Genomic DNA, 24998 nt, shown 5'->3' with positions numbered 1-24998 from the left:
GACATTTGTCATCCGCTTGTCGTCCACTTGTTAACCACTGCCTGATGAAGCCAGGCACTATAGAATGAGCTGCATGAGTATTTTGGTATCTCCGCAAGCCCTCAATGAAGCAATTCATCAAGGTCAGCGCTACACCTTGCTAGCCTCGCTGTGGGGAACTAGCGAATATGACGGCGAACAACAATTCCAGTCCCTGCACATTCCAACCGCGCAATACTGTGACACCGCCGGCGCGCTCGCGGGTCTTCCGGGCTCGCGCGATGGCCGTAACCCGATGCCAGATCCGAAGCTTTTGCAGAAGCACTTTGATAACTGGGGTCTGCGCCGCGACCGCCCGGTGATTGTCTATGACGAAGGCCGTGGCCTTTTTGCCGGCCGCACCTGGTGGATTCTGCGCTGGGCTGGCGTTAAGAACGTGCATATCCTCGATGGCGGAATGGCGAATTGGCGCCGCAATAAGCTGCCAACGCTCACTGGTCCGGGCAATATCTCCGTCGAATCCGACCAGGTGGTAAACCCGCAGCATCACATGGTCGCGAACTTCAATGATGTAAAGAACCACTCCGGCCTGCTCATTGACACCCGCGAAGCCAACCGCTTTGCTGGTCGCCGTGAAAACCTTGACCTCAAGGCCGGGCACATCCCGGGCGCGGTCAACGTACCTGAGCGCAACCTGCACCACCCGGACCGCACCTGGAAGACGAAGGAAGAAATCCTCGAGGTCTTCAACCAGGCTGGCATCACCGCGGACAATGTCAAGGACGCGATTGTCTACTCCGGCTCCGGCAACCACTCAGCCCTAGCGCTGGCCGCGATGGAGTGGGTTGGTCTGACTGGTGCTCGCCACTATGTCGGCGGCTGGTCCCAGTGGTCTGCGGACCCATCAAACCCGGTGGAACGCGGCGACCGCACGGCGCTCAACGTCTAATCCCCACCCACGCAGTAAAGTGGGAAGGCGATGGCTACAGTACTTCTCCTTCTCTCCCTCGCCACGGCCGCAGCGGCCGTGGTCTTGTGGCGCGCTGCCAGCAAGCAGGAGCAGCCCGCCCCAGAGCTAGAACCTGCGCCCGAGTCTCAATCAGTAGCTCCCACCCCAGAACTGGCATCAGAGCCCGCGTTAGAGCCTGAGCCCGCGCCCGAGCTCACCGCAGAACCAGAACCGGAACCTGCGCCAGCGCCCGAACTCGAACCTGAGCCAACTCCGGAGCCAGAACCAGCGCCGAAGCCTGAGCCGGAGCATCACGCGCGGCTGGTGCTGCCGGGCGCGTTCAAGCGCGAGCGGCGCAGCTGGGCGGAGGCCAAGAACTTCGAGTTCCTCAAATCTGATGAGTACCTCGAGGATGAGTGGGCGCGCGGGGCGGCATCGAATGGTGCGTCGCCGAAAGACATCGTGGCAGGCAACGTCTTTGGCCACGAAATGCTGCTCATGGACCTTGGCGGTGTCAACGTCATGGCCATGCGCACCGGCTCTGCATCGGAGGAAGTCATTGACTTTCGCCGCCATGGCGCGCTGCAGCAGGAATCCTCGGAGGACCTGCTCGAGGCATTTTCCACCGAAGAGTTCACAGCCCTTGCCACCGATACTGCCGTGGCGCAGCGCATGCGCGATATCCGCGTGAACGTCGCACTCGAGCGCATGCCCAAGGACGTCACCGGCATCTGGATGGAATCTGAATGGGTGCTCGCCCAGACCACCAAAAACGCCTTCTCGCAGGTATGGGATGACATGCTCGCCCCGCTTGCCTTGCTTGCCGATGCCGCACGAACCCTCCCACCACGACCTTCAGCCAGCAATGCGCTGCGGATGGAAGACGGCGACCCCACCCGGCCCGCACCACCCACCGGGCCGGTCGAGCTATCTGGCCTGCCGGCGATTCGCACGGTCACTGACCACTTCGAACACCCGCCCGTGCAGCGGCCCGAAGAACCCATCGTGTTGCCGACACGCGCCATTGATGACTCCCGCGGCGACTTCAATGAAGAAGACACCACCGCGCATGACATCGGCGCGGATGATGTCGACGCCATCGGTGACAACACCCCAGATAGCCCGCAGAAAAACGCCAACGATGTGCGCATTACCCGCCAACAAGGCACAGATGCTTCAATCTTTGAAGACTATTCCGAATAATTAACCTGCATACCCGCAAAACAGAAAGGCCCTACTTCCCATGAGCTTGGACCCACAGCTAAAGAACCGCCTGGCAGAACTGGTCAAGGAATTAGCCGTCGTGCACGGCAAAGTCACCTTGTCTTCCGGCAAGGAAGCTGATTACTACGTGGATTTGCGCAGGGCGACGTTGCAGCATGAGGCGTCACGGATCATCGGCAAGCTATTGCGTGAACTGACCTCCGACTGGGACTACGTTGCCGTTGGCGGCCTGACCCTGGGCGCTGACCCGGTGGCGACCTCGATCATGCACGCTGATGGCCGCGACATCGACGCGTTTGTCGTGCGCAAGGAAGCAAAGAAGCACGGCATGCAGCGCCGCATTGAAGGCGCGAATGTTGTGGGTCAAAAGGTGCTGGTTGTGGAAGATACCACCACAACCGGCAACTCCCCGCTGACCGCCGTGGCTGCCCTGCGCGAAGCCGGCGCTGAGGTGGTTGGCGTGGCCACCGTCGTCGATCGCGCCACCGGTGCCGCTAATGTTATTGCAGCAGAGGGCCTGGAATACCGCTACCTGCTCGACCTCGCGGACCTGGGCCTGTAAATGACAGGGCCTACCGAATGGAATGAAGGCCGCCACGGTGTCGGGCCGTGGGAAGGCGAGCTGCCCACCGATGAGCGCTATGACGCCGAGTTGCTTGCCGATGGCGACCGCCGCAACGTTGTTGACGCCTACCGCTATTGGACGCGCGAAGCGATTGTGGCTGACATTGATAGCCGCAGGCACACGCTGCACATCGCCATTGAGAACTTTGAGCACGATGCCAACATCGGCACCGTGGTACGCACCGCTAACGCATTTGCCGTGGATACCGTACACATTGTGGGGCGTCGGCGCTGGAATCGCCGCGGCGCAATGGTCACCGACCGCTACCAGCATTTGATGCACCACGACTCCGTCGGTGAGCTGATGGAGTGGGCACGCGAGAACGACTTAGCTGTGGTGGCCATTGATAACACCCCCGGAAGTGTTCCGCTGGAAACCGCCGAACTACCCGAGCGCTGCCTGCTGCTTTTCGGCCAAGAAGGCCCCGGTGTTACCGAAGAAGCGCAGGCGAGTGCCAAGATGACCTGCTCCATCGCACAATTTGGTTCCACTCGCTCCATTAACGCGGGTGTAGCTGCGGGGATAGCCATGCACGCCTGGATTCGCCAGCACGCAGATTTATCGCGCGCATGGTGATATAACTTTTGTAACGATTACAACACGAGGAGTGATAATACCGCCGTGGAAGAAAAATGGTCGCATCGCGCTGACCTCGCTGAAGCCGCAATTTACGAACGCCATGCATCGGCCGTCTGGTCCTTGCCGCGCACAAACCTGGCCGTCGTGAGCTGGCCCCCCGTGTCCAAAGAGCGCCTGTTTGTGCACTGGCACTACTGGTGGCAGGCACATTACGTGGATTGCCAAGTGGACGCGGCGCAGCGCAACAACACCAAAACACGGCGCAAGCGCATTGCTGATACCCTGCGCGGCATGCGGCGGCGCAACCTCGCCGCGCTGACCAAAAACCGTTACTACGATGACAAACTATGGCTCGCGTTGGCGATGGGGCGTGTGGCGAAGCTGCCGAAGATGTCGCGCCCGAAGGCGCTGCCGGCGCTGCAAAACAACATCCTGGACGGCCGAGATAAGACATTCGGCGTGCTGCCCTGGCGCGAAGGTGAGACCTTCCTGAACGTGCCAACCAATGGGCCTGCGGCAATCATGCTGGCGCGCATGGGCCGCATTGATGAGGCCCGGCACATCGTGGACTGGATTTATGACAATTTGGTCGATGATGACGGTTTCATCATGGACGGCATGCGCATGCGCATGGACGGCCCGGAGCTGGTGCGTAACATCCACCCGTATTGCCAAGGCGTTGTGCTGGGCGCGTGTTTGGAGATTGCGTTGGCGTTGCGTGAAGAGGCCGGAGTGGGCTCGTTGGAGCAAATAGATTCAGTTCGCGACGCAGAGCTTGCCGATGAAACAATGCGCTATCTCACCCGCATCCGCGGCCTGGTGCAGGCGGTGGCATCGGACATGGCAACCCCTGCCGGCGTGATTGATTGGGACACCGGCGACGGCGACGGCGGGCTGTTTAAAGGCATCCTGGTGCGTTATCTGGCGGACGTGGCGGTGCGTTTGCCGGCGGATTCTCCAGCGAATCGCGCGACCCGCAAATTGGCGGGCAGGCTGGTGATAGCCTCGGCGAACTCGGTGTGGGAGCACCGCCTGGAAGTAGACGGTTTGCCGATCTTCGGCACCGACTGGACCGCTGACGCGCGCCTGCCCCACAACTACGGCATGGGTGCGACGTCACTGGGCGAGAAGGTCGGCGTTATCCGTATCGCCGAACGTGATCTTTCGGTGCAGTTGTCGGGCTGGATGCTACTGGAAGCGGCCGCGCGCGTGGCCGGATCTTTGGAACAAAGCTAATCTCACAGCCGATCAGGCGGCGCAAAGTGATTCACACAGGCATACTAGTTGGTGACATTTCGTTCCACGCGTAAGAAGGAAGATTTCATGCCAATTGCAACTCCTGAAATTTATAACGCAATGCTTGACACCGCCAAGAAGGACGGCTTTGCGTTCCCGGCAATCAACTGCACCTCTTCGGAGACCATCAACGCAGCGTTGAAGGGATTCGCGGAGGCAGAGTCCGACGGCATCATTCAGTTCTCCACCGGTGGTGCCGAGTTCGGCTCCGGTCTGGGTGTGAAGAACAAGGTTGCTGGTGCGCAGGCACTGGCGGCTTTCGCCCACGAGGCAGCGAAGCACTACGGCATCAACGTCGCGCTGCACACTGACCACTGCCAGAAGGAAGTACTCGATGAGTACGTGCGCCCGCTGATCGCTATCTCCCAGGAGCGCGTTGACCGCGGCGAGTTGCCACTGTTCCAGTCCCACATGTGGGACGGTTCCGCAGTTCCTATCGATGAAAACTTGGAGATCGCACAAGAGCTGCTCGCCAAGGCGAAGGCAGCGAACATCGTGCTTGAGGTTGAAATCGGCGTCGTCGGCGGCGAAGAGGACGGCGTTGAGGCGAAGGCCGGCGCGAACCTGTACACCACCGAAGATGACTTCGCGAAGACCATTGATGCGCTCGGCACCGGCGAAAACGGCCGCTACCTGCTGGCCGCAACCTTCGGCAACGTGCACGGCGTATACAAGCCAGGCAACGTGAAGCTGCGCCCAGAGATTCTGGACATGGGCCAGAAGGTCGCTGAGGAAAAGCTCGGCCTGTCCGCTGGTTCCAACCCATTCGACTTCGTCTTCCACGGCGGCTCCGGCTCCGAGAAGGAAAAGATCGAGGAAGCACTGCGCTACGGCGTCATCAAGATGAACGTGGACACCGATACCCAGTACGCGTTCACCAACCCAATCGCGCGCCACATGTTCGGCAATTATGACGGCGTGTTCAAGATTGACGGCGAAGTAGGCAACAAGAAGGTCTACGACCCACGCTCCTACATGAAGAAGGCAGAGCAGTCCATGTCCGAGCGCATCATCGAGTCCTGCCAAGACCTGAAGTCCGTTGGCAAGTCTGTTTCTAAGTAAGTTCTAAGTAAGAACCTTCGCTAGTTGTTCGACTAAGCTCGTTGAACATGGCAGGAAAGGGAAAAGGCACGCACGGCGGCAAGATCAACACCCGCGAGAGATTGCAGGTTGTTGAGCATTCGCTTCGCTCACGCATCAACCGTGTGCGCACCCGCTTTCCGTACATCATCCAGGCCACCATCGGTGCTGGCCTGGCCTATTGGGTGGCCCACGAATTGGTGGGCCACCCACAGCCGTTCTTCGCCCCCATCTCCGTGGTCATTATTCTCGGACTCTCCGGCGGCGACCGCTTGAGCCGCGCTTTTGAGATGGCGTTCGGCGGCATCATGGGCGTTGCGGTGGGTGACTTGCTGTTCCACTCCACCGGATACACCGGCGCGCTGCAGATCACGCTGATTGTGCTGGTCGCGCTGATACTTGGTTCGCTGCTGACAAAATCTGTGCTGGTGAGCAACCAGATTGTCATCGGCTCGATTTTGATTGCCACGATATTACCGCCCGATGTCTCCAATGCTGGTTTCGACCGCGCGATCGACGCGCTCATTGGTTGCATCATCGGTATCGTGACCATCGCGCTGCTACCTAGCTCGCCGCTGACCAACGGGCGCAATGAGATTTCCAAGGTCCTGGCTATTATTTCCTCGGTCCTCGACGATGTCGTTGAAGGGCTGCGCAACAAAGACCACGCGGTTATTGACCAAGCGATGGAAGCCGTCGAAGGCTCCCAAACCGAAATTAACTCCATGCTGGCGGCCGCCAAGTCCGGCAAGGAAGTCACCAACGTCTCTCCTCTGATGTGGAGCTCGCGCCGGCAACTGCGCTCCTTTGAGCGGCTGCTGGAGCCCGTGGGCAACTGCGTGCGCCTGGTCCAGGTGCTGGCGCGCCGGGCCGACGTGCTGTGCGAGGACGGGGATAAAGTCAGCGAGAAACAAATCGAGCTGCTCGAAGAACTCGGCGACATCGCGCTTGGCCTGTCCACCGTCTATGAGAAGAAAACCAAGGTCATCGAGGCCCAGGAAATCCCTGCACTCATTAACCGCCTCCGCGACGTCGCCGCCGAATCCGGCACCGAAGTGCTGGATAAGCATTCAGTACTCTCGGCCTATGCCATCCTCGCGCAGACGCGCTCGGTGGCAGTTGACCTGATGATCGTCTGCGGCATGTCGCGCGAATCCGCAGTCGCGCAGCTCAAGCCGACCTCCAAACACCCAGCCTTCCCGCCCGAAGTATAAAAGGCGCCGCTATTCAGGGCGGATGATTTGCAGGTCGCGCAAGTGCCGGTAGAAGGTCGAGCGCTGAACGGGACGCTTGCCTGAAACACCATCGACAATCACGCGCAGCTCGGGGCCACCAGCCTGCAGGGCACGGCCCGTGCGTGCTGAGGATGGATCCAACTGGCCTAGCTCCGGGGTCTTGGCGAATTTGCGCTTAAAACGCGCAAGAAGGCCGGTCTCGGCGGTGTCCTCGGTGACATCCAGGCCCAGCGCGCGGGGGTTAGCGACCGGCGAAATAGCGGTCGCGGCGAGGATACCGGGCGCATCCACCATCGGCACCAAACGTGCGCCAAAGGGCGAATTCTGATCTGATTCACCGCGCGCGATGGTGGTGTCATCCACGATGATTTCACCCATCATCGGCCCGTTATCCCACGCGCTAACCGTCGCGGAACCGGCCACGGCAAGGCCGGTGTCATTGCGAATCAACGGCACCGGGCGCACCGCACCTTCCAGCGCGAGCTGCATCGCTGCATCCACGTCGGTTGGGATATTCCAATTCTGCGCGGCAGTGCTTGCCAACGCCGCACCACCAGAAGAGGCAGGGACATAACCCACCTCAGCCCACATATAATCCGCGCGCATCATGCGCGTAAGCACCGCCGATAGCGCGGCGTCGTTGCCAACAACAATGATGCGCAAGGGATCATCGATAGGCTGTGGCGCGAACTGCGGCGCACCCAAGTGCGAGACATCAGGCTGCCGGGCAATCTCATCCAATGAGGGCGTGGGGTCCTCGGGCAAAATAGCGGCCGCGGCGGCATCGATAGACTTCAGCTCCTGGCGCGTCGGAATAGCCGACACCTGCGAAAACTCCACATCAGGAATCTCTACCTCACCACACCGCAAAATATGGACGTGCATGGCTAAATACACTATCACCCGTCGATAAAGGTAGAGTTAACGCGTATTTAGCCTCAAATGTAGGAAGTGAATAACCATGGCAGCAATCGTTATCGTCGGTGCCCAATGGGGCGACGAAGGCAAAGGCAAAGCAACTGACATCCTGGGCGGCCGCGTGGACTACGTGGTCAAGCCCAACGGTGGTAACAATGCTGGCCACACCGTGGTAGTCGGCGGCGAAAAGTACGAGCTCAAGCTCCTGCCCGCCGGCATCCTCTCCGAAAACGCCGTGCCCGTGCTTGGCAACGGCGTAGTTATCAACCTCGAGGCACTCTTCGAGGAAATCGAAGGCCTCGAAGCCCGCGGCGCCGATGCCTCCCGCCTGCGCATCTCCGCCAACGCTCACCTCGTTGCGCCTTATCACCAGACCCTGGACCGCGTGCAGGAACGCTTCTTGGGCAAGCGCGCCATCGGCACCACCGGACGCGGCATCGGCCCGGCCTATGCCGACAAGGTCGCACGCGTAGGCATCCGCGTCCAGGACATCTTCGACGAGTCCATCCTGCGCCAGAAGATTGAATCCGCGCTGGACATCAAGAACCAAATGCTGGTCAAGATGTACAACCGCAAGGCAATCGACCCTGAGACCATCGTCGAGTACTTCCTGGCATACCGCGACCGCCTCGAGCCAATGGTCATTGACTCCGAATTCGAGCTCAACGCAGCACTCGATGCCGGCAAGCACGTGCTCATGGAAGGCGGCCAGGCCACCATGCTTGACGTTGACCACGGCACCTACCCATTCGTGACGTCGTCGAACCCGACGGCGGGCGGTGCATCGGTAGGCTCTGGCATCGGACCAACCCGAATCACCAGCTCCTTAGGCATCATCAAGGCGTACACCACCCGCGTGGGCGCCGGCCCGTTCCCCACCGAACTCTTTGACAAGTGGGGCGAGTACCTCCAGGTCACCGGCGGTGAGGTCGGCGTCAACACCGGCCGCACCCGCCGCTGCGGCTGGTATGACTCCGTGATTGCCCGCTACGCCACCCGCGTCAACGGCTTCACTGACTACTTCCTGACCAAACTCGACGTGCTCACCGGCATCGGCGAAATCCCAATCTGTGTGGCCTACGACGTGGACGGCAAGCGCTTCGACGAAATGCCACTGACCCAGTCGCAGTTCCACCACGCGCAGCCAATCTACGAAACCATGCCAGCCTGGGAGGAAGATATCACCGGCTGCACCACCTTCGAGGAGCTTCCACAAAAGGCCCAGGATTACGTCCTGCGCTTGGAGGAGCTGTCCGGCACGCGCATGTCCTACATTGGTGTCGGCCCGGGGCGTGACCAGACGATTGTGCGCCACGACGTGTTGGATGAGAAGTAAGGAGCAGCCTTGGATTCCTATATCGGTAGCCCATTAACGTCCAACGCTGTCCGCGTGCTGATGCTCGGCGGCGGTGAGCTGGCTAAGGGCCTGGTGGGGGCGTTTCAGAACTTGGGCCTGGAGGTTCATGTGGTTGACCGCTACGAGGGATCGCCGGCGCAGCAGGTGGCGCATTTTAGCTACACCGCGGATATCGATAATGAGCAGGCGGTGCTTGACTTGGTTGAGCACGTCAAGCCGCAGTTCGTGGTTCCGGAGGTAGAAAGCGTTGCGGCAGAGGCATTGCGGGTGCTTCACGATGACTCCGCGGTCACCGTTGTTCCCACCGCCCGGGCGTGTGAGCTTACGCGCGACCGCAAGAAGTTGCGGGAGGTCGCTGAGCGCATTGGCTTGCCGACGACTGCCTACAAGGTGGTTGAGAACTTCGCCGATTTAAAGGCGGCGGTGGATGAGTTGGGTGTTCCTTGCATCGTGAAGCCTGATGTGATGACCTCGGGCCGCGGCCACGTGCTGGTCAAGGACAAAGACCAGCTGAAGGACGCGTGGAATAACGTGCGCCGCGGCACGAAGAATTCGTGGGTTGTGGCGGAGCAGTTCGTTGATTTTGACTATGAGGTCATCATCATGGCGGTGCGCTCCATTGACCCGGAGACCGGCAAGCTGGCCACGTGGTTCTCAGAGCCGATTGGTTATGAGCATGACCGCGGCAATCTGGTGGAGTGCTGGCAGCCCAAGCGTATGAGCCAGCGCGCGTTTGAGAATGCGCGTTCGGTTGCGGCGCGTATCTCGAATGAGCTGGGCGGCCGTGGAATTTTCGCCGTTGGGCTGTTTGTCGCCGGTGATGATATTTACTTCTCTTCTGTCACGCCGCGCCCGTCGGACAAGGCGATGCTGACTGAAGCCACGCAGCGTTTCTCCCAGTATGAGCTGCATGCGCGCTCGATTTTGGGTCTGCCGATTGACATCACGCTGACCTCGCCGGGCGCGAGCTCGTTGATTCACGCGAATGATGAAATCACCGAAGTCACCTACACCGGCGTGGAAGACGCGCTGCAGGTTGCCGAGACGGATATTCGGTTGTTTGGCAAGCCTTCGGCATATCCGGGTCGCCGCATGGGCTTGGTCATGGCCACGGCTGACAATGTCTCCGAAGCCCGCGACCGCGCCGCCATCGCCGCCTCCAAAATCGTCGTCGGTTCCGCGCCCGTCCCCGCCGCCGCGGATCCGGCAGAGTCTGAGGACGGGTCTGAAGCAGAGCCACAGCCAGACGGGCAGGCAGGTGCGCAGGCTGAAGCGAAGGCAGACGCGCAGGCTAATGAGCAGGCAGAAGCCACGCCTGAGCCAGGCTCGGAGCCATCGGCTGGGACTGAATCTGGAACCAAGCCAGCATCAGATGAGGCCAAACGCTCCGAGTGAGCTGTTGAGGTGCGTGTTTTCTAGCTCCCGGCCACCGGGGCTGCGATAGCGCACCCTGCCGCCTTCGCGGTGGACGCGGCCGTTGCGCGGTGGGGCTTTGGGGTTATCGTCGTTGACGCCGTTGTGATACTTGCACAGCATGGTCAGATTGGTGGGTTTGGTGTGCCCGCCCAGGTTATGCGGGTGGATGTGGTGGACTTGGCACCTATCGGCCGGCACGTTGCAATCGGGCCACGGGCACACGAGGTTTTCGGCGGTGGCCAAGATGCGCTGTTTCGCCGAAGCGAAGCGCGCCGAATACAGATTCACCGGGCCATGGACCGGGTGGAACAAGCCGGCGAAGATTTCGCTGCCGAGCTGCCCGGCCATAAGCGCGGAGAGCATCTCGGCGCCGGTCATGGTGGTGCCATCGGAAAGAGCGATGATGACATCGTTGCCTTCGCCACGCAGAACTTTCACGCAGTCTTCCAGCCCGATTGCAATCACCGTGCGATACGCCGGCGTCATAAGCCCGGCACCTGAATCCAGATGCTCCCACAAGGAGTCTAAAAGCTCCCGCGAGCGCTTCTTGGCTACGGTTTGGCTCCCTGGGGCCGCGTTGGAAGCGCGGACCTCGCTAACGGCGTCGAGCGTCTTCTCAAAGTCCGTGATGCGCCGCTGTGTGTCCGTGACGGTAACTGTGCACATGCCGTCCTTGGGCCGGCTAAAGCGCATGCCGGGCTTCTTGGGCGTTGGCCCCAAAAGCTCGGCCACGCGCGCGGTTGCATAGGCGTTGACTTCCTCATGCGAACCGGTCATCGCGACGAGCTCCGCGCGCAACTTCCACGCTTGCCCGCGGGCGGTGAGACGGGTGGTGTGGCGGTTTATCATCGTTAAGCGAGCAATGCTCAATCCCGCCCGCTCGGCCGCGGGGATTGTCTCGCGCTGCAACCGCGGCGAATCCGCCGGGGCCAAAAATGCCTTGCCGGTACGCTTCCACGATTTCACTTCCGAGAGCGAAAATCCCAAGCCCGCAATGTCATACGCGCTGCGCTCATGACACAGGCGCATGACTGCCACGCCGTTGGCGGCAAACTGCGAAAGTACTTGGAAGATGTCCATGTCTTCGACCCTAAACCGCACGCGCAAACTACGTCTAGTCCCAATTCGCCAGCCTGTGGATAACTGCGTTGACGCGTCACCTAACTGGCCTAGTTATCCACAGGCCGGGGTAAAAACGCAGGAAAACGCAAAAAGCGCGGAAGACCGCAAAGTCTCCCGCGCCTAACCGAGCTGAGGTTTAAGCCTGTGGTCCAGCGTGACGAACCATGTCGTCCCACTCCACAATCTTCACGCGCTCGCGCTCAAACTCTTCACCAGCCGCGCGCTCAGCAGCATCCAGTCGGCCCCAGCCTTCCCAGGTGGTGACCGGAACGCCGCGGATCTCCAGCAGGTTAATGATGTCCTCTGGGTCGCGCTTATCAGCAGCGGTGAGCTTGCCGGAGGTGTAGTCCTCCACCAGCATGGTGGTGGTGTCCTTCGCATCCGACTTGGTGTTACCAATCAGGCCGATTGGACCACGCTTGATCCAGCCGGTGGCGTACAGGCCAGGAATGGATTCGCCGGTGGAGGAGTCGATGACGTGGCCGCCGTCGTTCGGGATGACCGACTTCTTTTCATCGAAAGGTACGCCGTTGACATGCTGTGGGTGGTAGCCAATCGCACGGTAGACGGCCTGTACTGGCCAATCGGTGAACTCGCCGGTGCCGGTGACGTTGCCGTTGCCGTCGAGCTGAGCGCGCTCGGTGCGGATTGCTACAACGTTGCCGTCCTCGCCCACAATCTCGGTTGGAGATTCGAAGAAGTGGATGTAAATCTTGTGCGGAGCATCGCCTGGCTCGCGCATGGCGTAGCTTTCCAGCGTCTGGCAGACCAAGTCAACGGACTTGGTTTCGCGGCGTGCAGCCTCGGAAGCAGCGTCGTAGTCGATGTCTTCTGGTGCGACGATAACCTCGATGGTTGGGGACTCGTCGAGCTCCTTGAGCTCCTTCGGCGTGTACTTCGCCTGCGCTGGGCCGCGGCGGCCGAATACGTGAACTTCCTTCGCCTTGTTTGTCTTCAAAGACTGGTAAACATTGTCCGGAATCTCGGTGACCAGCAGCTCATCCGCGGTCTTCGCCAGGATGCGGGAGACATCCAAAGACACGTTGCCCACGCCAATCACAGCGACGGACTCGGCGCTGAGGTCCCAGTCGCGGCGGAAGTTAGGGTTGCCGTCATAAAAGCCCACGAATTCGGCGGAACCGAAGCTGCCGTTGAGTTCCTCACCAGGAAGACCCATGGCCTTATCCTGGGTAGCGCCGGTCGCGAAAATGATCGCGTCGTAGTATTCGTGCATTTCATCGACAGTGATGTCGCGACCAACCTCAATGTTGCCGAGGAAGCGAATCTCGTTCTTCTCCATTACGTTGTGCAGCGACTGCACAATGCCCTTGATGCGTGGGTGGTCAGGGGCTACGCCGTAGCGGATGAGGCCGAAGGGGGCCGGCATCTTCTCAAACAGGTCAATCTGAACATCCAGGCTGGACTTGACCAGCAAGTCAGAGGCGTAAATGCCGGCTGGGCCGGAGCCAATGACAGCGATTCGGGCTGGCTGATTGGACGCTTGAATGTCCGCGGTGGTGCTCATCGGGGTGTTCGTCTCCTTGAATTTGCGAATAAATTTTAAGTTTACGTTGTAGATTAGGCTACGTCTGTGGTAACTATCACGTCTCACCTAGGCTTTTAGAGCCAGCCAGGCACTGTTTAGCCAGTGTATTGGCGGTGTGAGCGGGGTGCATAAAAATCCGTGAGCTTTTCGTTTCTCACGTGCGCTTCGGGCTACTCGGATAAGATTGAACTCGTTGCTTCACGCCATGATACGAAAGGTCTACTTCCAATTATGCCTGAAACCCGTTCGGCGCTTTTGAGTGCGCTTGGTTTGAGTTTTGAAGAGATTGATACGGCCGCGTTGGTCGCTGAGGCGGGGGTTCCGCTGATGCGCTTGGCGGATGCGCCGCCGAAGGTTGCAGAGATTGTTGCTGCACAGCCGCTGGCTGATGGCCCAAAGTTGGTTGAGGGCTCGGGGGACTCGCATTTTGACGCGGTGGTTGCCGCGGCGTTGGGTGTGCCGCTGGTGATTATTGCCCGTGATCATAGCCGGGCGGCGATGTTGGCGGAGCGGCACGCTAAGGATGTGCACGCGACGGTGGCGGGTGTTTTTACGCCAGAGCAGCTTGCCGATGTCCCTGCGTTGCTTCGCGCCATCAACCTGAATGTGCAGCCGGTGATGTCGGCGCCGGTCTTTGAGCACAATTTGCTGGCGCAGGCCAAGAGCATCGGCGCGCATGTGGTGCTGCCGGAAGGCGAGGATGACCGTATCTTGTTGGCGGCCGGCGCGCTGTTGGGTAAGGGCGTGGTGCGGTTGACCATCCTGGGCGACCCGGAGGATTTGGAGTCGCGCGCTTCGCAGCTGGGCGTGGACCTGCATGATGCGACGCTGCTGGACCACACGCGCTCACCGCTGCTAGAGGAGTTCGCAGCGGAGTTCGCGGAGCTGCGCAAGTCCAAGGGCGTGACCTTGGAGCAAGCGCGAGAGACGATGAAGGATATTTCCTACTTCGCAACCATGATGGTGCACCGTGGGTTGGCAGATGGCATGGTCTCCGGTGCGGCGCATACAACGGCGCACACGATTAAGCCGTCGTTTCAGATTATTAAGACGGTGCCGGAAGCGTCAGTTGTGTCCTCCATTTTCTTGATGGTCATGCGCGGGCGTTTGTGGGCCTTTGGCGACTGCGCCGTGAATCCAAACCCGACTGCGGAGCAGCTGGGGGAGATTGCGGTGGTTTCAGCCCGCACGGCGAAGCAGTTTGGTATCGATCCGCGTGTGGCGATGTTGTCTTATTCCACCGGTTCTTCCGGCGCTGGCCAGGACGTGGAGCGCGCGGTTGTGGCGGTGGAAGTGGCAAAGGCGTTGGATCCGGAGCTCAAGGTTGACGGTCCGCTGCAGTTCGATGCCGCTTGTGACCCAGGTGTCGCTGCGAAGAAGATGCCGGGCTCCGAAGTCGCGGGGCACGCGAATGTGTTCATTTTCCCTGACCTGGAGGCAGGCAACATTGGCTACAAGACTGCACAGCGCACGGGCAATGCCCTGGCGGTCGGACCAATTTTGCAAGGGCTGAACAAGCCGGTCAATGACCTCTCCCGCGGTGCGACGGTGCCGGATATCATCAACACGGTGGCTATCACCGCGATCCAGGTGGGAGGCCAATAATGTATTGCCTTGTCATTAACTCGGGTTCTTCGTCGATCAAGTTCCAGATTGTAGATCCGCAGTCCTCGGCCACGGATGAGCCGTTGGCTTCCGGCCTGGTGGAACAGATTGGGGAGCCAACGGGCGCGATTAACGTCACAGTCAAGGGTGAGAAAACCCGCGAGGAACTGGAAGTTCCTAACCATACGGCGGGCCTGAAGCGCGCGTTTGAGCTGCTCGATGAAGCGGGCGTTGGCCCGACCCAGCTGGAGTTCGTTGCGGTGGGGCATCGCGTGGTGCATGGTGGCAAGCTGTTTTCGGAGCCAGTGCTTATCGATGATCAAATTGAAGCCATGGTCGAAGACCTCATTCCGTTAGCGCCGCTGCATAATCCAGCCAACCTGGATGGCATTCGCGTGGCACGAGAGATTCTGCCGGACCTGCCGCACGTGGCGGTGTTTGATACGGCATTTTTCAACCACATGCCGCCAGCGGCAGCGCTGTACGCAATCAACAATGAAGTTGCGTCGAAGTACGACATTCGCCGTTATGGTTTCCACGGCACTTCCCATGAGTTTGTCTCCCAGCAGGTTCCGCAGGTACTGGACCGCGACTCGGAGCACACGCGGCAGATTACGTTGCACTTGGGCAATGGTGCATCGGCAGCCGCGGTGCACAACGGCCGTGCGATTGATACCTCGATGGGCTTGACGCCGCTGGCAGGCCTGGTCATGGGCACGCGCACGGGTGATATTGACCCTGGCATCATCTTCCACCTGGCGCGCGAGGCGAAGATGAGTATCGATGAGATTGATATGCTGCTTAACAAGAAATCTGGCGTGAAAGGCCTGTCGGGAGTCAATGACTTCCGCGCGTTGCGCGAGATGATCGAAGACGGTGATTCAGACGCGTGGCTGGCGTACAACATCTACATTCACCAGCTACGCCGGTTTATTGGCTCTTACATGATTGCGCTGGGCCGCGTGGACGCGATTAGCTTTACCGCAGGCGTGGGCGAAAATGACATCGAGGTCCGTGCGGATGCGCTGGCTGACCTGGAGGTCTACGGCATCAAAATTGATCCGGAGCGCAACGCGGTGCGCTCTAGCGAGCCGCGCGTGATTTCCACGGATGACTCCACCATCAAAGTCCTGGTGGTTCCCACCAATGAGGAACTGGCCATCGCGCAGAAGTCCGCAGCGCTAGCTGGCGCTCGCTAACGCTCGCGCCGGGAAGAGCGAGGAATCGTTTGAAGCCCGTTCTAGGAAGCTTTAGCTGACTAGAACGTTGTAACCGGGCGGACCTGGTTGGCCAGGTCCACCAGCGCGTAGCGGTGGCGGCTAAATGGTGCCTGGCGGGCAAGCGCGCGCAGCGTATCGGCTAGGCCGTAGCGCAGGCCGCGCTCTGTGAACGCGTACTCGAACAGGTCATTAGGCGAGGCGGCTGCCTGCAGCTTGGAATCGCGCAGGAAGCTTAAGCCCGCGGTGATGACCGCGATCTTGATCTGCAAAAAGCGCGGTTCATTCGTCGGGATTTCTTCCAGGCGGCGCGCGGCACGGCGCACGCGGGATTCGTTGACGTCTTGGGAAATCAGCTGCACAATCGTGGTCAACCGCGCCATGCGCTGGTGGCGCGAGGCATTGGGCACGCGATCAAGCGTTGCCACGGCCATCTCCACCTGGTTTTCTGCGCGCAGCAGGCGCGCGAGGCCAAAGGCTGAGGACACCGTCGTCGGGTTGGTGGCCCACACCGTGCCGTACAGGCGCAGCGAGTTAAAGCGGATGCGCTTCGGGTCTGAGGAAATGTGCTCCCAGATGGTCTGATCCACGAAGTATTCATCGTCCAACTCGTACAAGTTGGACGTAATATTTGCACACGCGCGTGCCACGGCTGGCTCCAGAAGCTGCTGCTCGGAGTAACCCATCGACTGCAAAAGCAGCTCATTGACCGCTGCTAGCGCCAGCTTTGGTGCCGCCTCGCCCGGCAGAATCTCCAGCATGTTAGAAAAGTGCAGCTGCGAGGCCGTGAAATCTTCCAACAGCAGCTGGGTAACACCGGAATACCACTGGAAACGCCAATCTTCGCCCAGCCGGGACTCGAGCTTTTCCAGCCACTGCTTCGCCTGGCCCGTGTAACCCAAGTCCAGCATGGAACGCACAACGCCGAATGGAATCTCGGCGGATTCTTCATACTCCACCGTCTGCATCGCCTGGCGCAGCGTCTCCAACGCTTCCTGCGGCTCGGTGTAGGAATAGCCCTGCAGCAACGCGGCACCCACATCGTCTCGGTCTAGAAGCGGCGTCGGCAGTGCGGAGACTACCTCGGGGGCGGTGATGCGGACGGTGCGCTCAATGCCATCGATAAGCTGGTCTGTGCGAAACACCAAGTGCTTGGTGCCGAACGTCGAACGCGCCGGCGAGAACAACGAATGCTGCGCCGGATGCTGAATCCCATCGCGGATAGCAATGATTTCGCGCAACACCCCGTAGAGCTGCGTGCGCATCTCGCTGATGTCCTTGAAACGCTTCTTCGGATCCGGGTTCGTGGCGCGCTGCAACAGGCGGTAGAAAGACACGTGCCGGCGCAGACGCGGCTCCTGGGTGGGGTTGGGAATCCCCGGCAAGAACACGCCGTCTTCGTGCGGCAGCTTCAACGTCAGCGCCGCGAGCGTGCGGCCGATGGTGTAAATATCACTGGAGACCGACGGGCCTTCCGTAGGGACTTCCGGCGCCTGGAAACCCTTGGTGCCGTAAATATAGCCAAATGCGCCGATACCAGACACCGCGCCTAGGTCGATGAGCTTGACCTGGTCCTCGGTGACAATGATGTTGTCCGGCTTGAGGTCGTTATAGACCACGCCGCGCGAGTGCAGGTAATCCAGCGCGGGCAACAGTTCCAGGATGTAGGCAATCGCGATGGTAAACGGAAGTCGGCGCTCTGGCAGCGCATTGCGGCGCTTGCGCAGCGAAGGCCCGCCGACATACTCCATGACAATGAACCCGCCGGGCACGCGGGCGTCGTCGATGAAGTTAAAAATTTTCACGATGCCCGGGTGTGTAATATCCGCCAGGAATTCGCGTTCGGCTTCGGCGGCTGCGGTTTCATCGGCAGACTTGTGCGCCTGCATGCCTTTGAGCACCACCACGCGTCCGGACACGAAGTGGTCATTGGCCAAGTAAATCCAGCCCATGCCGCCGTGGGCAATAACGCCCAAAATCTCATACTGGCTGGCCACAATGTCGCCGGGTTTAAGCTGCGGCGGTGCGAGCTTCTTTTCTTTAGTGGCCTCCGTCGGGTCCATCAGGGCGTATTCGGGGTCGGTGGGGACCACATAAGGCAAAGACACCATACCGTCGGCGACTTCGCGGTTGGTGCGCGCGGCCAGGCGCAGCTCACGGAAAGTATCCAGCGCCTGCTGGCGGGAGCGCTGCGAGGTGTCAATCAACGCCGAGGCATTCCCACGTCGCTTTTCGCGCTTATCGCGCAGCACGCCGAGGTCTTTAATAAGTGCTGCAATGTTGTCGGAGTCGGTGAAAGATTCTTCGGAGTGCCCATCCGTATCATCATCGTCATCGGCGAAAGGGTCAAAGGCAACGGCGGAGGTGCCTTCGTCTTCGTCCTCGAGCTCATCATCAGCAAACGGGTCATAAGCTACGGCTTCGGTCGCAGCAGCGCCTTCCGATGCCCCCACCTGCTTCAACAGCGCCTCAATCTCTACATCGTCGCGCTCTTCTTCGGCATCGGCAGCAGCTGCTTCTGCCGCGGCCGTGGTGTTGACTTCCTCTTCGTCATCATCGGCGAAGGGGTCGAAGGCGACTGCCTCGGTGCCCGGCTGTTCCTTGCCTTTTGCGGGGTCGAGGTAGTTGAGTTCATCATCAGAGAAGTTATGAGTCATGACTCGTCCTCTTCATCACTATCTTCATCGGTATCTTCATCGATGTAGGTGGGTGCCGGAAGCGTCGGCGTGGGCAGGTATTCGCCGAACCATTCATTAAATAGCGATTGCCAGGTGCCATCGTCCTGGATTCGGTCGAGGGTGGAATTGACCTGGCGGATTAGTCCGCGCGAATCATAGTGCTGATCTGGCTGGCGCACGCCGATGCCATACATTTCGGTATCCAGCACTTCGCCGACGATGGAAGAGTAGGGGTCCTGCGCCATCATTCCGGACAGCAGCGTGTCATCCACGATGACCGCATTAGCCTGCCCGAGCTGCAGCGACATCAGACAGTCACCCCAGGAACGGGTGATGAGTAGGTTAGAATTGGGCGCGAAGTCCGTGATTTTATCCAGCGCGGTAGAGCCTTCGACAGAACAAATCGTGCGGCCGGAGGTTTCGCGGATGGAGGTGATACCGGAGCTAGTCAGCACCAGCATGCGAGTGTCAGTGGCCATGTAAGGCTGGGAGAACGCGATGTCTTTTTCGCGGTCGGGTGTAATGGTCATGGTGCGAATGACAATATCGACGGTGCCGTTGGCCAGCGCCTGGGTGCGCTCAGCGGATTCGAGGAAACGGAAGTCCACGCGGTTGCGATCCCCGAAGATGTCCTCGGCGATTTCATAAGCCAAGTCAACTTCAAAGCCCTGGAGCTCACCCGTGGCCGCGTCGCGGTAAGACAAAAGGTTGTGCGACTGGTCCACGCCGACAATTAGCCGACCGCGCTCGATGATATTCGGCACGCGTTCTTCCGGATCTTTGTCATCGGGGCGGTAGGTGCCTTTCAGCTCCGCGTCGAAGTTGGTTTCTTCCGGGGTGTATTCGGATGCCGGAATCCAGCGGGAGCTCACTGGAAGCGGCGGGCCGGCAATCGGCGCGGTCAGCGGGTCGGAGTTCATGGCGCGGGGCAGCTCGTTGGTTTCTTCGTCTTGCTGTAGCGCGGGGTCCGGCGGGAGTTCTTCGGCGTCGCGGGACACGCACGCGGTCAGCGTCAAGGACGTGGCAAGAAGTGCTGCGAAGATAGCGCGTGAGGTTTTCATTAGAGGTACTCCTGCAGACGCGGGCGAATGCCCAGCCACACGGCGAAAATTGCGAGCACGGTGAGCACCATGACGGCTGAGGCCACAAAGGTCATAGCGGCCAAACCGTCGGAGATATACGCGCGCATGGTTTCACGCGAATCCGCAATCAGCTTGGTCAGCGCATTATCCAACGCGTTAAACGCCGATGCCGCGGTAGCTTCCTCACCGGCATCCGGGTTCGGCGCGGTGGCTAAGTGCAAGGCGTCATCGTAGCGGCCGGTGCGCAGCGCGGAGACAAATTCATCGTGGGTTTCGCTCCACGCGGTCAAGGACTCGCGCGCGGTGTTCACGGCAATCTGGGAGCTGCTCAAATCCTCAGTGTCGGAGGAGGCGGTGGCTTCGAATTCTTGCAGTGCCTCGCGGATGGAGGTTTCAACCTGGCTAAACGGTACGGAGTCGGTGTCGGATCCGCGGCGTACCAGCGCCAGGGTTTCGGCGGTGCGGGCTTGCTGGCCGGCAATTCGCGAGGCAGTTAGGGAGCTCCACGGGTTGGAGGCTTCCTCGAAAGCTTGGGAGCCGGCGGTCCAGGTGGCGACATTCGCGATGGAGACCCAGAAGATAGCCAGTGCCATCAGCGAGGTTGCGGTGACAAAACCGCGGTTGAGCCGGCGCCGGGTAACGCGCCACAGCCACCATTGTGACAACAGCAGGAAGAATACTGCCGCGAACAGGCCGGATAGTGGCACCCATTGCGGCGCGGTCAGGCTGCGTTGTTCATCGGCGACTTTGCCGGAGGTGATGGTAAACAGCCGGGAGGCAGCGGGCAGAATTTCTTCACGCATGACTGCCGATGCATTCGACATGTATGCCGCAGACACCGCATTGGACATGCGGTGGTTGGCGCGCGCGGTTTCCACCATGCCGGTGTAGACGGGCAGCTCGCGCTGGATGAATTGCACGAGCTGGCGGATTTCGTGGTCATCTGCCCCGGCGCCTTGCACGGCTTGGGTGGCGGAGACGGCGGCGCGGTCAATGGCTTCGTTGTACTTTTGCCGGCTTGTCGATGACTCGACGCCACCTTGCACGAATCCCGTCGACGCGACGGTGTCCGCGAGGGAGAGGGAAGTGTACAAATTGTGGGCGGCATTCGCAGTGGGCTCGGTGACCGTGAGTAGCCTGTCGAGGTCGTCTTGGCGCTGGGCCGAGGAATTAGACATCGAAACACCCGCGGCGGCAATCGCGACCGACAGCAACACGGTGACAGCAAACATGCGACCTGGGGTGGTGGTCATGAAATTCCAGATGCGGCGAATCATCCGCGCCGGGCCCGCAAAGGTGGACAACGCGAGGTGCGTCGCCGGATTAAATACAGGATTTGAGGGTTCGGTGACCTCATCCAACCAGTGGTCGTGAGCGCCAGGATCGGCGGAACCACCAGAGGAGATTCCCTCCTCAATCTGCTGTATATCCCGCCTAACGGTCATTGCTTAAGACTAACGCAATCAAAGTGTGATATTCCACCCACCGCAGCGATTTTTGTGAAAGTTGGGACTTGCGTGACTTTCCTCGCGGGTCAACGGTGCTCGCGTAGGATGTAGAACTATGGCAGGAAGGCAATCGCTACACGCAAATGGTGATGGTTGGGCAGCTGGACCGGGTGGCGCCCGTATGTGGGGACGCTACGGCGCGGCTGGTTTGTTTCTTGTAGCTTCATCCGACCGCGGCCCGATGGTGCTGATGCAGCACCGTGCGGCGTGGACCAATTTTGGGGATACGTGGGGTATTCCCGGCGGCGCACGCGACTTGAATGAGACCGTCGAACAGGCGGCAGTGCGCGAAACGGTAGAAGAATGTGCAATTGATCCGGAACACATTGAGGTAGTCGGCGCAGAGGTCACCGCTGGCCCTTTTGATGCGGCAGCAGGACTACCAGGTGGCTGGACCTATACCACCGTTATTGCGCGTAGCAAAGATGGAAAAATGCTTTCTACCACAGCGAATGAAGAATCTTATGAGCTGCGGTGGGTGCTGATTGAGGAATTAGAAGACCTTCCACTGCTGACACCTTTTCGGCAGGCATTGCCGCGGATTAGGCAATTAATTGAGCCGCTAATTTAAGGGGTAAACGGTGGGGCACATGGTCATGGCCGGGCATTTTATGGCAACGTTGGTCGCATGATTGAAGTACAAGGATTGACGAAACAATACAAGTCAGTCCGTGCGGTTGATGACCTCTCTTTTGAAGTCAAGCCCGGGAAAGTTACTGGGTTTCTAGGTCCAAACGGCGCGGGCAAATCAACAACCATGCGCATGATTGTTGGACTTGATGAGCCAACCGCAGGTAACGCGCTCATTCATGGCACCTCTTATTCGAAGTTGAAGAACCCGTTGCGCACCATCGGTTGTTTGCTCGATGCCAAGGCGGTGCACCCTAACCGCTCGGCGGCAGCGCATTTGAAGTGGATGGCGCAGTCCAACGGCATTCCGACCTCGCGCGTTAATGAGGTCCTCGAGCTGGTGGGCTTGAGCGATGTGGCCAAGAAGAAAGCCGGCGGCTTCTCTCTTGGTATGGGTCAGCGTCTGGGCCTGGCCGGCGCGATGTTGGGGGATCCGGAGATTTTGATTCTGGACGAGCCAGTCAACGGCCTGGACCCGGAAGGCATTCGCTGGGTGCGTTCGCTGGTGCGTGCACTCGCAGCAGAGGGCCGCACGGTGCTGATTTCTTCGCACTTGCTCTCGGAGATGGCGCTGACCGCGGACCACTTGGTGGTCATCGGTCGTGGCCAGCTGATTGCTGACCAGCCGACCTATGACTTTGTGAAGGAACACTCGGCATCGAACGTTATTGTGCGTACTGATTTCCTTACAGAGTTCTCCGGCGCGCTCGAGGAAGAAAGCGTGGAGTTTTCAACATCAAAGGATGAAGAAGGCCGCGAGACGCTGATTATTCCGGAGCAGTCCACGGACTTTGTGGGCAACCTGGCCTACTCAGTCGGCGTGCCGCTGACGGAGCTCACACTCAAGCGCGCTTCTTTGGAGGACGCGTTCATGGACATGACCAGTGATTCTGTGCAGTACCACGCTGAAGCTCCAGCTGGAAAGGAACAAAATGATTCTTAATACTTTCCGCTCAGAGCTGACCAAGCTCTTTTCCACTCGCTCGGTGTGGTGGACCACGGCTGTGTTCTTCGTCCTCGCTATCGGCTGGACGTTGATTATGACGTTGACTACCAACTCGCAGCCGGCGGATATGCAGATTCCATTGCCTCCGTCCACGCTGCTCACGGTGGTCTACACCCTGGCGATGCCAGTGCTGCTCATCCAAGCGGTCATGATCATCACCACCGAATACCGTTTCGGCGTGCAGACCAATACCTACATGGCGAATCACAACCGTGCCATGGTGGCGCTGGTCAAAGCGGTGATGTACAGCATTATTGCTGCCATCCTCGTGGTGCTGGGAATCCTGAGTACCTTGGTGATGGCGAAGATGACGCTGGGCGGCGAGATGGGTGAAAATTTCGAAATTTTCGATGACTTCACCAAGCGCGCCTTGTGGGTCTTCCCACTGGGTATGGCCATGCTGGTGTTCTTCGGCCAAGGCCTGGGTCTGATCATGCGCCAGACCACCGGTGCGGTGGCTATCTCCCTGATCTTTCACTTGGGTCTGGACTCGATGGTGCAAATGATTCCCAAGATCGGTGAGGACATTGTGTACTTCATGCCGTTTAGCGCGCTAAACACCTGGATCATGGATGGTCCGGTTGATAATGCACTCTGGGATTCCAACACGGGATCCGCGCTGGTCTTCGCAGCCTGGGCTGCGGTGGCCTGGATTGTGGGTGTAGTTATGTTGGTCAAACGAGACGCATAGATGGCAATCTCTTTACTTCTCGCACTGGCGCTGTTGTCCGCAACAGCGCCTTTTGCGACGGATATGTATCTTCCTACGCTGCCGGCCATCAGCGAGGAATTCAACGCACCTGACTCCGTGGTGCAGCTGACCTTGTCGGGATTCTTCGTCGGCATGGCCGTGGGCCAACTGACGGTGGGCCCGATTTCGGATGCCATCGGCAGGCGCAAACTGCTCATCGGTGGTGCGATAGTGGCGCTGGTCGCCTCAGCCATGGCGGCACTCGCGCCAAGTATTGCCGTGTTCGTTATCGCGCGTGTGCTGCAAGGTCTCGGCGGCGGCGCCTGCGTGGTGCTCTCCCGCGCGATGGTGCCCGACCTGCTCTTCGGCCGGGAAGCCGCGAAGACTTTCTCCATGCTGATGGCGATTTTGGCCATCGCGCCGGCGATTGCGCCGATTGCGGGTGGTCTGCTGGCTGAGCCTATTGGCTGGCGCGGTATCTACTGGGTGCTGACCGCACTGCACGCAGCGCAGCTACTGGTCGTGCTGCTCATCGTGCCGGAGACCGGCGGAAAAAGCCCCGCCGGCGGGTCTTTCCTGCGGCGCGTGCTGGGCAACTACGCCAGTGTGCTCAAGAGCTTGCGCTTCTGGGGATTTTTAACCTCCATGGCCTTCGCGTTCGCGTCGATGTTTTGCTACATCGCCGCCTCCGCGTTCGTCTTCCAATACGAGTTCGGGTTTAGCCCGCGTGCCTATGCCGCAGCGTTCGCCCTGAATGCTGCCGGTATGTGCGTGGGTAGTTTTGTGAATTCGCGCTACATCGACAAGCTAGGCACCAAAAAGATGCTGCTCGGTGGCGTTGCGATGGCTGTCACCGGCAACGTCTTGCTGTTTATCGTGGCGATGAGCGGTGCTGGCGTTGGCTGGCTGATGCTCGCGCTGCTGCTGTGCGTCTCGCCGAACGGTGTCATCATGGGCAACTCGACCGCCATGGCTACCGGTGTCATGCGTGAGCGCGCCGGGTCTGTCACCGCCATCATGGGCTTCGGCCAGTCTGTGCTCGCTGCTGCGGTCGGGCCCATCATGGGCTTGGGCGGCAACACGGCGCTGACGATGAGCATCGGTATGTTTATCTGCATCCTCATCTCCGGCTGCGGCGCGCTGCTTGCCACCCGGGGCTACAGCGATTAGTCGACGCAGCGTCTATTCGCTGTAACGAGTATCTGAAACGAGCTTCTATTATTCGCTTCAGTAACAACCTGCTTCTACTCGCTTC

At 59.8% G+C, this 24998-nt stretch carries 20 protein-coding genes and 1 pseudogene; 15 read left to right on the top strand and 6 right to left on the bottom strand.

Going from position 1 to position 24998, the window contains the following annotated elements:
- Positions 1 to 73 precede the first annotated feature (73 nt).
- The 7 genes from CCASEI_RS12840 (at position 74) to CCASEI_RS12810 (ending at position 6946) form a co-directional block, all read left to right on the top strand.
- Positions 74 to 928 (top strand): sulfurtransferase, encoded by an 855-nt coding sequence (locus CCASEI_RS12840; RefSeq protein ID WP_025388201.1) that lies wholly within the window; start codon positions 74 to 76, stop codon positions 926 to 928.
- A gap of 30 nt (positions 929 to 958) precedes the next feature.
- Complete coding sequence (locus CCASEI_RS12835) at positions 959 to 2131, top strand: type III secretion system chaperone family protein (RefSeq protein ID WP_025388200.1); 1173 nt, start codon at positions 959 to 961, stop codon at positions 2129 to 2131.
- A gap of 40 nt (positions 2132 to 2171) precedes the next feature.
- Positions 2172 to 2714 (top strand): orotate phosphoribosyltransferase, encoded by a 543-nt coding sequence (gene pyrE, locus CCASEI_RS12830; protein ID WP_025388199.1) that lies wholly within the window; start codon positions 2172 to 2174, stop codon positions 2712 to 2714.
- Positions 2715 to 3353 (top strand): TrmH family RNA methyltransferase, encoded by a 639-nt coding sequence (locus tag CCASEI_RS12825; RefSeq protein ID WP_025388198.1) that lies wholly within the window; start codon positions 2715 to 2717, stop codon positions 3351 to 3353. It begins immediately after the preceding gene.
- Between the two features lie 45 nt (positions 3354 to 3398).
- Positions 3399 to 4592 (top strand): glycoside hydrolase family 76 protein, encoded by a 1194-nt coding sequence (locus CCASEI_RS12820; RefSeq protein WP_025388197.1) that lies wholly within the window; start codon positions 3399 to 3401, stop codon positions 4590 to 4592.
- 87 nt (positions 4593 to 4679) lie between these two features.
- On the top strand, positions 4680 to 5714 hold the full coding sequence (fbaA, locus tag CCASEI_RS12815; RefSeq protein WP_006822610.1) for a class II fructose-bisphosphate aldolase: 1035 nt from the start codon (positions 4680 to 4682) through the stop codon (positions 5712 to 5714).
- A gap of 47 nt (positions 5715 to 5761) precedes the next feature.
- The gene (locus CCASEI_RS12810; RefSeq protein ID WP_025388196.1) at positions 5762 to 6946 is read left to right on the top strand and encodes an FUSC family protein; all 1185 of its coding nucleotides are present in this window, start codon (positions 5762 to 5764) and stop codon (positions 6944 to 6946) included.
- Positions 6947 to 6955: 9 nt separating this feature from the next.
- On the opposite strand, the gene CCASEI_RS12805 is transcribed toward CCASEI_RS12810, so the two are convergent.
- Positions 6956 to 7852 (bottom strand): diacylglycerol kinase catalytic domain-containing protein, encoded by an 897-nt coding sequence (locus tag CCASEI_RS12805; protein ID WP_025388195.1) that lies wholly within the window; start codon positions 7850 to 7852, stop codon positions 6956 to 6958.
- 76 nt (positions 7853 to 7928) lie between these two features.
- Here CCASEI_RS12805 and CCASEI_RS12800 point away from each other — a divergent pair, with 76 nt between their 5' ends.
- Positions 7929 to 9221 carry an adenylosuccinate synthase gene (locus tag CCASEI_RS12800; RefSeq protein WP_006822613.1) on the top strand — a complete coding sequence of 431 codons (1293 nt, stop codon included), beginning with the start codon at positions 7929 to 7931 and terminating at the stop codon, positions 9219 to 9221.
- 9 nt (positions 9222 to 9230) lie between these two features.
- A pseudogene (purT, locus tag CCASEI_RS12795) lies at positions 9231 to 10415 on the top strand (formate-dependent phosphoribosylglycinamide formyltransferase); the annotation flags it as partial.
- 195 nt (positions 10416 to 10610) lie between these two features.
- Here the strand turns inward: purT and CCASEI_RS12790 are convergent.
- Together CCASEI_RS12790 and CCASEI_RS12785 are read right to left on the bottom strand one after the other, a co-directional pair.
- On the bottom strand, positions 10611 to 11738 hold the full coding sequence (locus CCASEI_RS12790) for an HNH endonuclease signature motif containing protein (protein WP_025388193.1): 1128 nt from the start codon (positions 11736 to 11738) through the stop codon (positions 10611 to 10613).
- A 178-nt stretch (positions 11739 to 11916) separates the two neighbouring features.
- Complete coding sequence (locus CCASEI_RS12785; RefSeq protein WP_025388192.1) at positions 11917 to 13305, bottom strand: FAD-dependent oxidoreductase; 1389 nt, start codon at positions 13303 to 13305, stop codon at positions 11917 to 11919.
- Between the two features lie 252 nt (positions 13306 to 13557).
- On the opposite strand from CCASEI_RS12785, the gene pta reads away from it, so the two are divergent.
- Positions 13558 to 14931 (top strand): phosphate acetyltransferase, encoded by a 1374-nt coding sequence (gene pta / locus CCASEI_RS12780; protein ID WP_025388191.1) that lies wholly within the window; start codon positions 13558 to 13560, stop codon positions 14929 to 14931.
- Complete coding sequence (locus tag CCASEI_RS12775) at positions 14928 to 16130, top strand: acetate kinase (RefSeq protein ID WP_025388190.1); 1203 nt, start codon at positions 14928 to 14930, stop codon at positions 16128 to 16130. Before pta ends, CCASEI_RS12775 begins: the two co-directional genes overlap by 4 nt.
- 59 nt (positions 16131 to 16189) lie before the next feature.
- Here the strand turns inward: CCASEI_RS12775 and CCASEI_RS12770 are convergent, their stop codons facing one another.
- The 3 genes from CCASEI_RS12770 to CCASEI_RS12760 are packed head-to-tail and all read right to left on the bottom strand — an operon-like array spanning position 16190 to position 21353.
- On the bottom strand, positions 16190 to 18805 hold the full coding sequence (locus CCASEI_RS12770) for a serine/threonine protein kinase (RefSeq protein WP_025388189.1): 2616 nt from the start codon (positions 18803 to 18805) through the stop codon (positions 16190 to 16192).
- On the bottom strand, positions 18802 to 19887 hold the full coding sequence (locus CCASEI_RS12765; protein WP_025388188.1) for a glutamate ABC transporter substrate-binding protein: 1086 nt from the start codon (positions 19885 to 19887) through the stop codon (positions 18802 to 18804). The genes CCASEI_RS12770 and CCASEI_RS12765 overlap by 4 nt, the downstream gene beginning before the upstream one ends.
- Positions 19887 to 21353, bottom strand: a complete 1467-nt coding sequence (locus CCASEI_RS12760) for a hypothetical protein (RefSeq protein WP_025388187.1) — start codon at positions 21351 to 21353, stop codon at positions 19887 to 19889. The genes CCASEI_RS12765 and CCASEI_RS12760 overlap by 1 nt, the downstream gene beginning before the upstream one ends.
- Before the next feature lie 118 nt (positions 21354 to 21471).
- On the opposite strand from CCASEI_RS12760, the gene CCASEI_RS12755 reads away from it, so the two are divergent.
- Genes CCASEI_RS12755 through CCASEI_RS12740 form a run of 4 tightly spaced genes read left to right on the top strand, consistent with a single transcriptional unit; the run spans position 21472 to position 24913 of the window.
- Positions 21472 to 21987 (top strand): NUDIX domain-containing protein, encoded by a 516-nt coding sequence (locus CCASEI_RS12755; protein ID WP_006822621.1) that lies wholly within the window; start codon positions 21472 to 21474, stop codon positions 21985 to 21987.
- A 57-nt stretch (positions 21988 to 22044) separates the two neighbouring features.
- Positions 22045 to 22989: an ABC transporter ATP-binding protein gene (locus CCASEI_RS12750; protein WP_006822622.1), complete on the top strand. Its 945-nt coding sequence runs from the start codon at positions 22045 to 22047 to the stop codon at positions 22987 to 22989.
- The gene (locus CCASEI_RS12745) at positions 22979 to 23743 is read left to right on the top strand and encodes an ABC transporter permease (RefSeq protein ID WP_025388186.1); all 765 of its coding nucleotides are present in this window, start codon (positions 22979 to 22981) and stop codon (positions 23741 to 23743) included. The genes CCASEI_RS12750 and CCASEI_RS12745 overlap by 11 nt, the downstream gene beginning before the upstream one ends.
- Positions 23744 to 24913, top strand: coding sequence for a multidrug effflux MFS transporter (locus CCASEI_RS12740; protein ID WP_025388185.1), 1170 nt, complete (start codon positions 23744 to 23746; stop codon positions 24911 to 24913).
- Positions 24914 to 24998 lie beyond the last annotated feature (85 nt).

The organism is Corynebacterium casei LMG S-19264 (assembly GCF_000550785.1).
Lineage (GTDB): Bacteria > Actinomycetota > Actinomycetes > Mycobacteriales > Mycobacteriaceae > Corynebacterium > Corynebacterium casei.
The sequence above is the reverse complement of the archived record's forward strand: the minus strand, read 5'-3'. Positions and strand labels throughout refer to the sequence as shown.

Bases quoted from the DNA above. Each gene is read 5' to 3' on its own strand.
- CCASEI_RS12835 (WP_025388200.1), top strand. From the start codon at position 959: ATGGCTACAGTACTTCTCCTTCTCTCCCTCGCCACGGCCGCAGCGGCC.
- CCASEI_RS12800 (WP_006822613.1), top strand. From the start codon at position 7,929: ATGGCAGCAATCGTTATCGTCGGTGCCCAATGGGGCGACGAAGGCAAA.
- pyrE (WP_025388199.1), top strand. From the start codon at position 2,172: ATGAGCTTGGACCCACAGCTAAAGAACCGCCTGGCAGAACTGGTCAAG.
- CCASEI_RS12745 (WP_025388186.1), top strand. From the start codon at position 22,979: ATGATTCTTAATACTTTCCGCTCAGAGCTGACCAAGCTCTTTTCCACT.
- CCASEI_RS12805 (WP_025388195.1), bottom strand. From the start codon at position 7,852: ATGCACGTCCATATTTTGCGGTGTGGTGAGGTAGAGATTCCTGATGTG.
- CCASEI_RS12770 (WP_025388189.1), bottom strand. From the start codon at position 18,805: ATGACTCATAACTTCTCTGATGATGAACTCAACTACCTCGACCCCGCA.
- CCASEI_RS12790 (WP_025388193.1), bottom strand. From the start codon at position 11,738: ATGGACATCTTCCAAGTACTTTCGCAGTTTGCCGCCAACGGCGTGGCA.
- CCASEI_RS12825 (WP_025388198.1), top strand. From the start codon at position 2,715: ATGACAGGGCCTACCGAATGGAATGAAGGCCGCCACGGTGTCGGGCCG.
- CCASEI_RS12765 (WP_025388188.1), bottom strand. From the start codon at position 19,887: ATGAAAACCTCACGCGCTATCTTCGCAGCACTTCTTGCCACGTCCTTG.
- CCASEI_RS12760 (WP_025388187.1), bottom strand. From the start codon at position 21,353: ATGACCGTTAGGCGGGATATACAGCAGATTGAGGAGGGAATCTCCTCT.
- CCASEI_RS12740 (WP_025388185.1), top strand. From the start codon at position 23,744: ATGGCAATCTCTTTACTTCTCGCACTGGCGCTGTTGTCCGCAACAGCG.
- fbaA (WP_006822610.1), top strand. From the start codon at position 4,680: ATGCCAATTGCAACTCCTGAAATTTATAACGCAATGCTTGACACCGCC.
- CCASEI_RS12840 (WP_025388201.1), top strand. From the start codon at position 74: ATGAGTATTTTGGTATCTCCGCAAGCCCTCAATGAAGCAATTCATCAA.
- CCASEI_RS12750 (WP_006822622.1), top strand. From the start codon at position 22,045: ATGATTGAAGTACAAGGATTGACGAAACAATACAAGTCAGTCCGTGCG.
- CCASEI_RS12785 (WP_025388192.1), bottom strand. From the start codon at position 13,305: ATGAGCACCACCGCGGACATTCAAGCGTCCAATCAGCCAGCCCGAATC.
- CCASEI_RS12755 (WP_006822621.1), top strand. From the start codon at position 21,472: ATGGCAGGAAGGCAATCGCTACACGCAAATGGTGATGGTTGGGCAGCT.
- pta (WP_025388191.1), top strand. From the start codon at position 13,558: ATGCCTGAAACCCGTTCGGCGCTTTTGAGTGCGCTTGGTTTGAGTTTT.
- CCASEI_RS12810 (WP_025388196.1), top strand. From the start codon at position 5,762: ATGGCAGGAAAGGGAAAAGGCACGCACGGCGGCAAGATCAACACCCGC.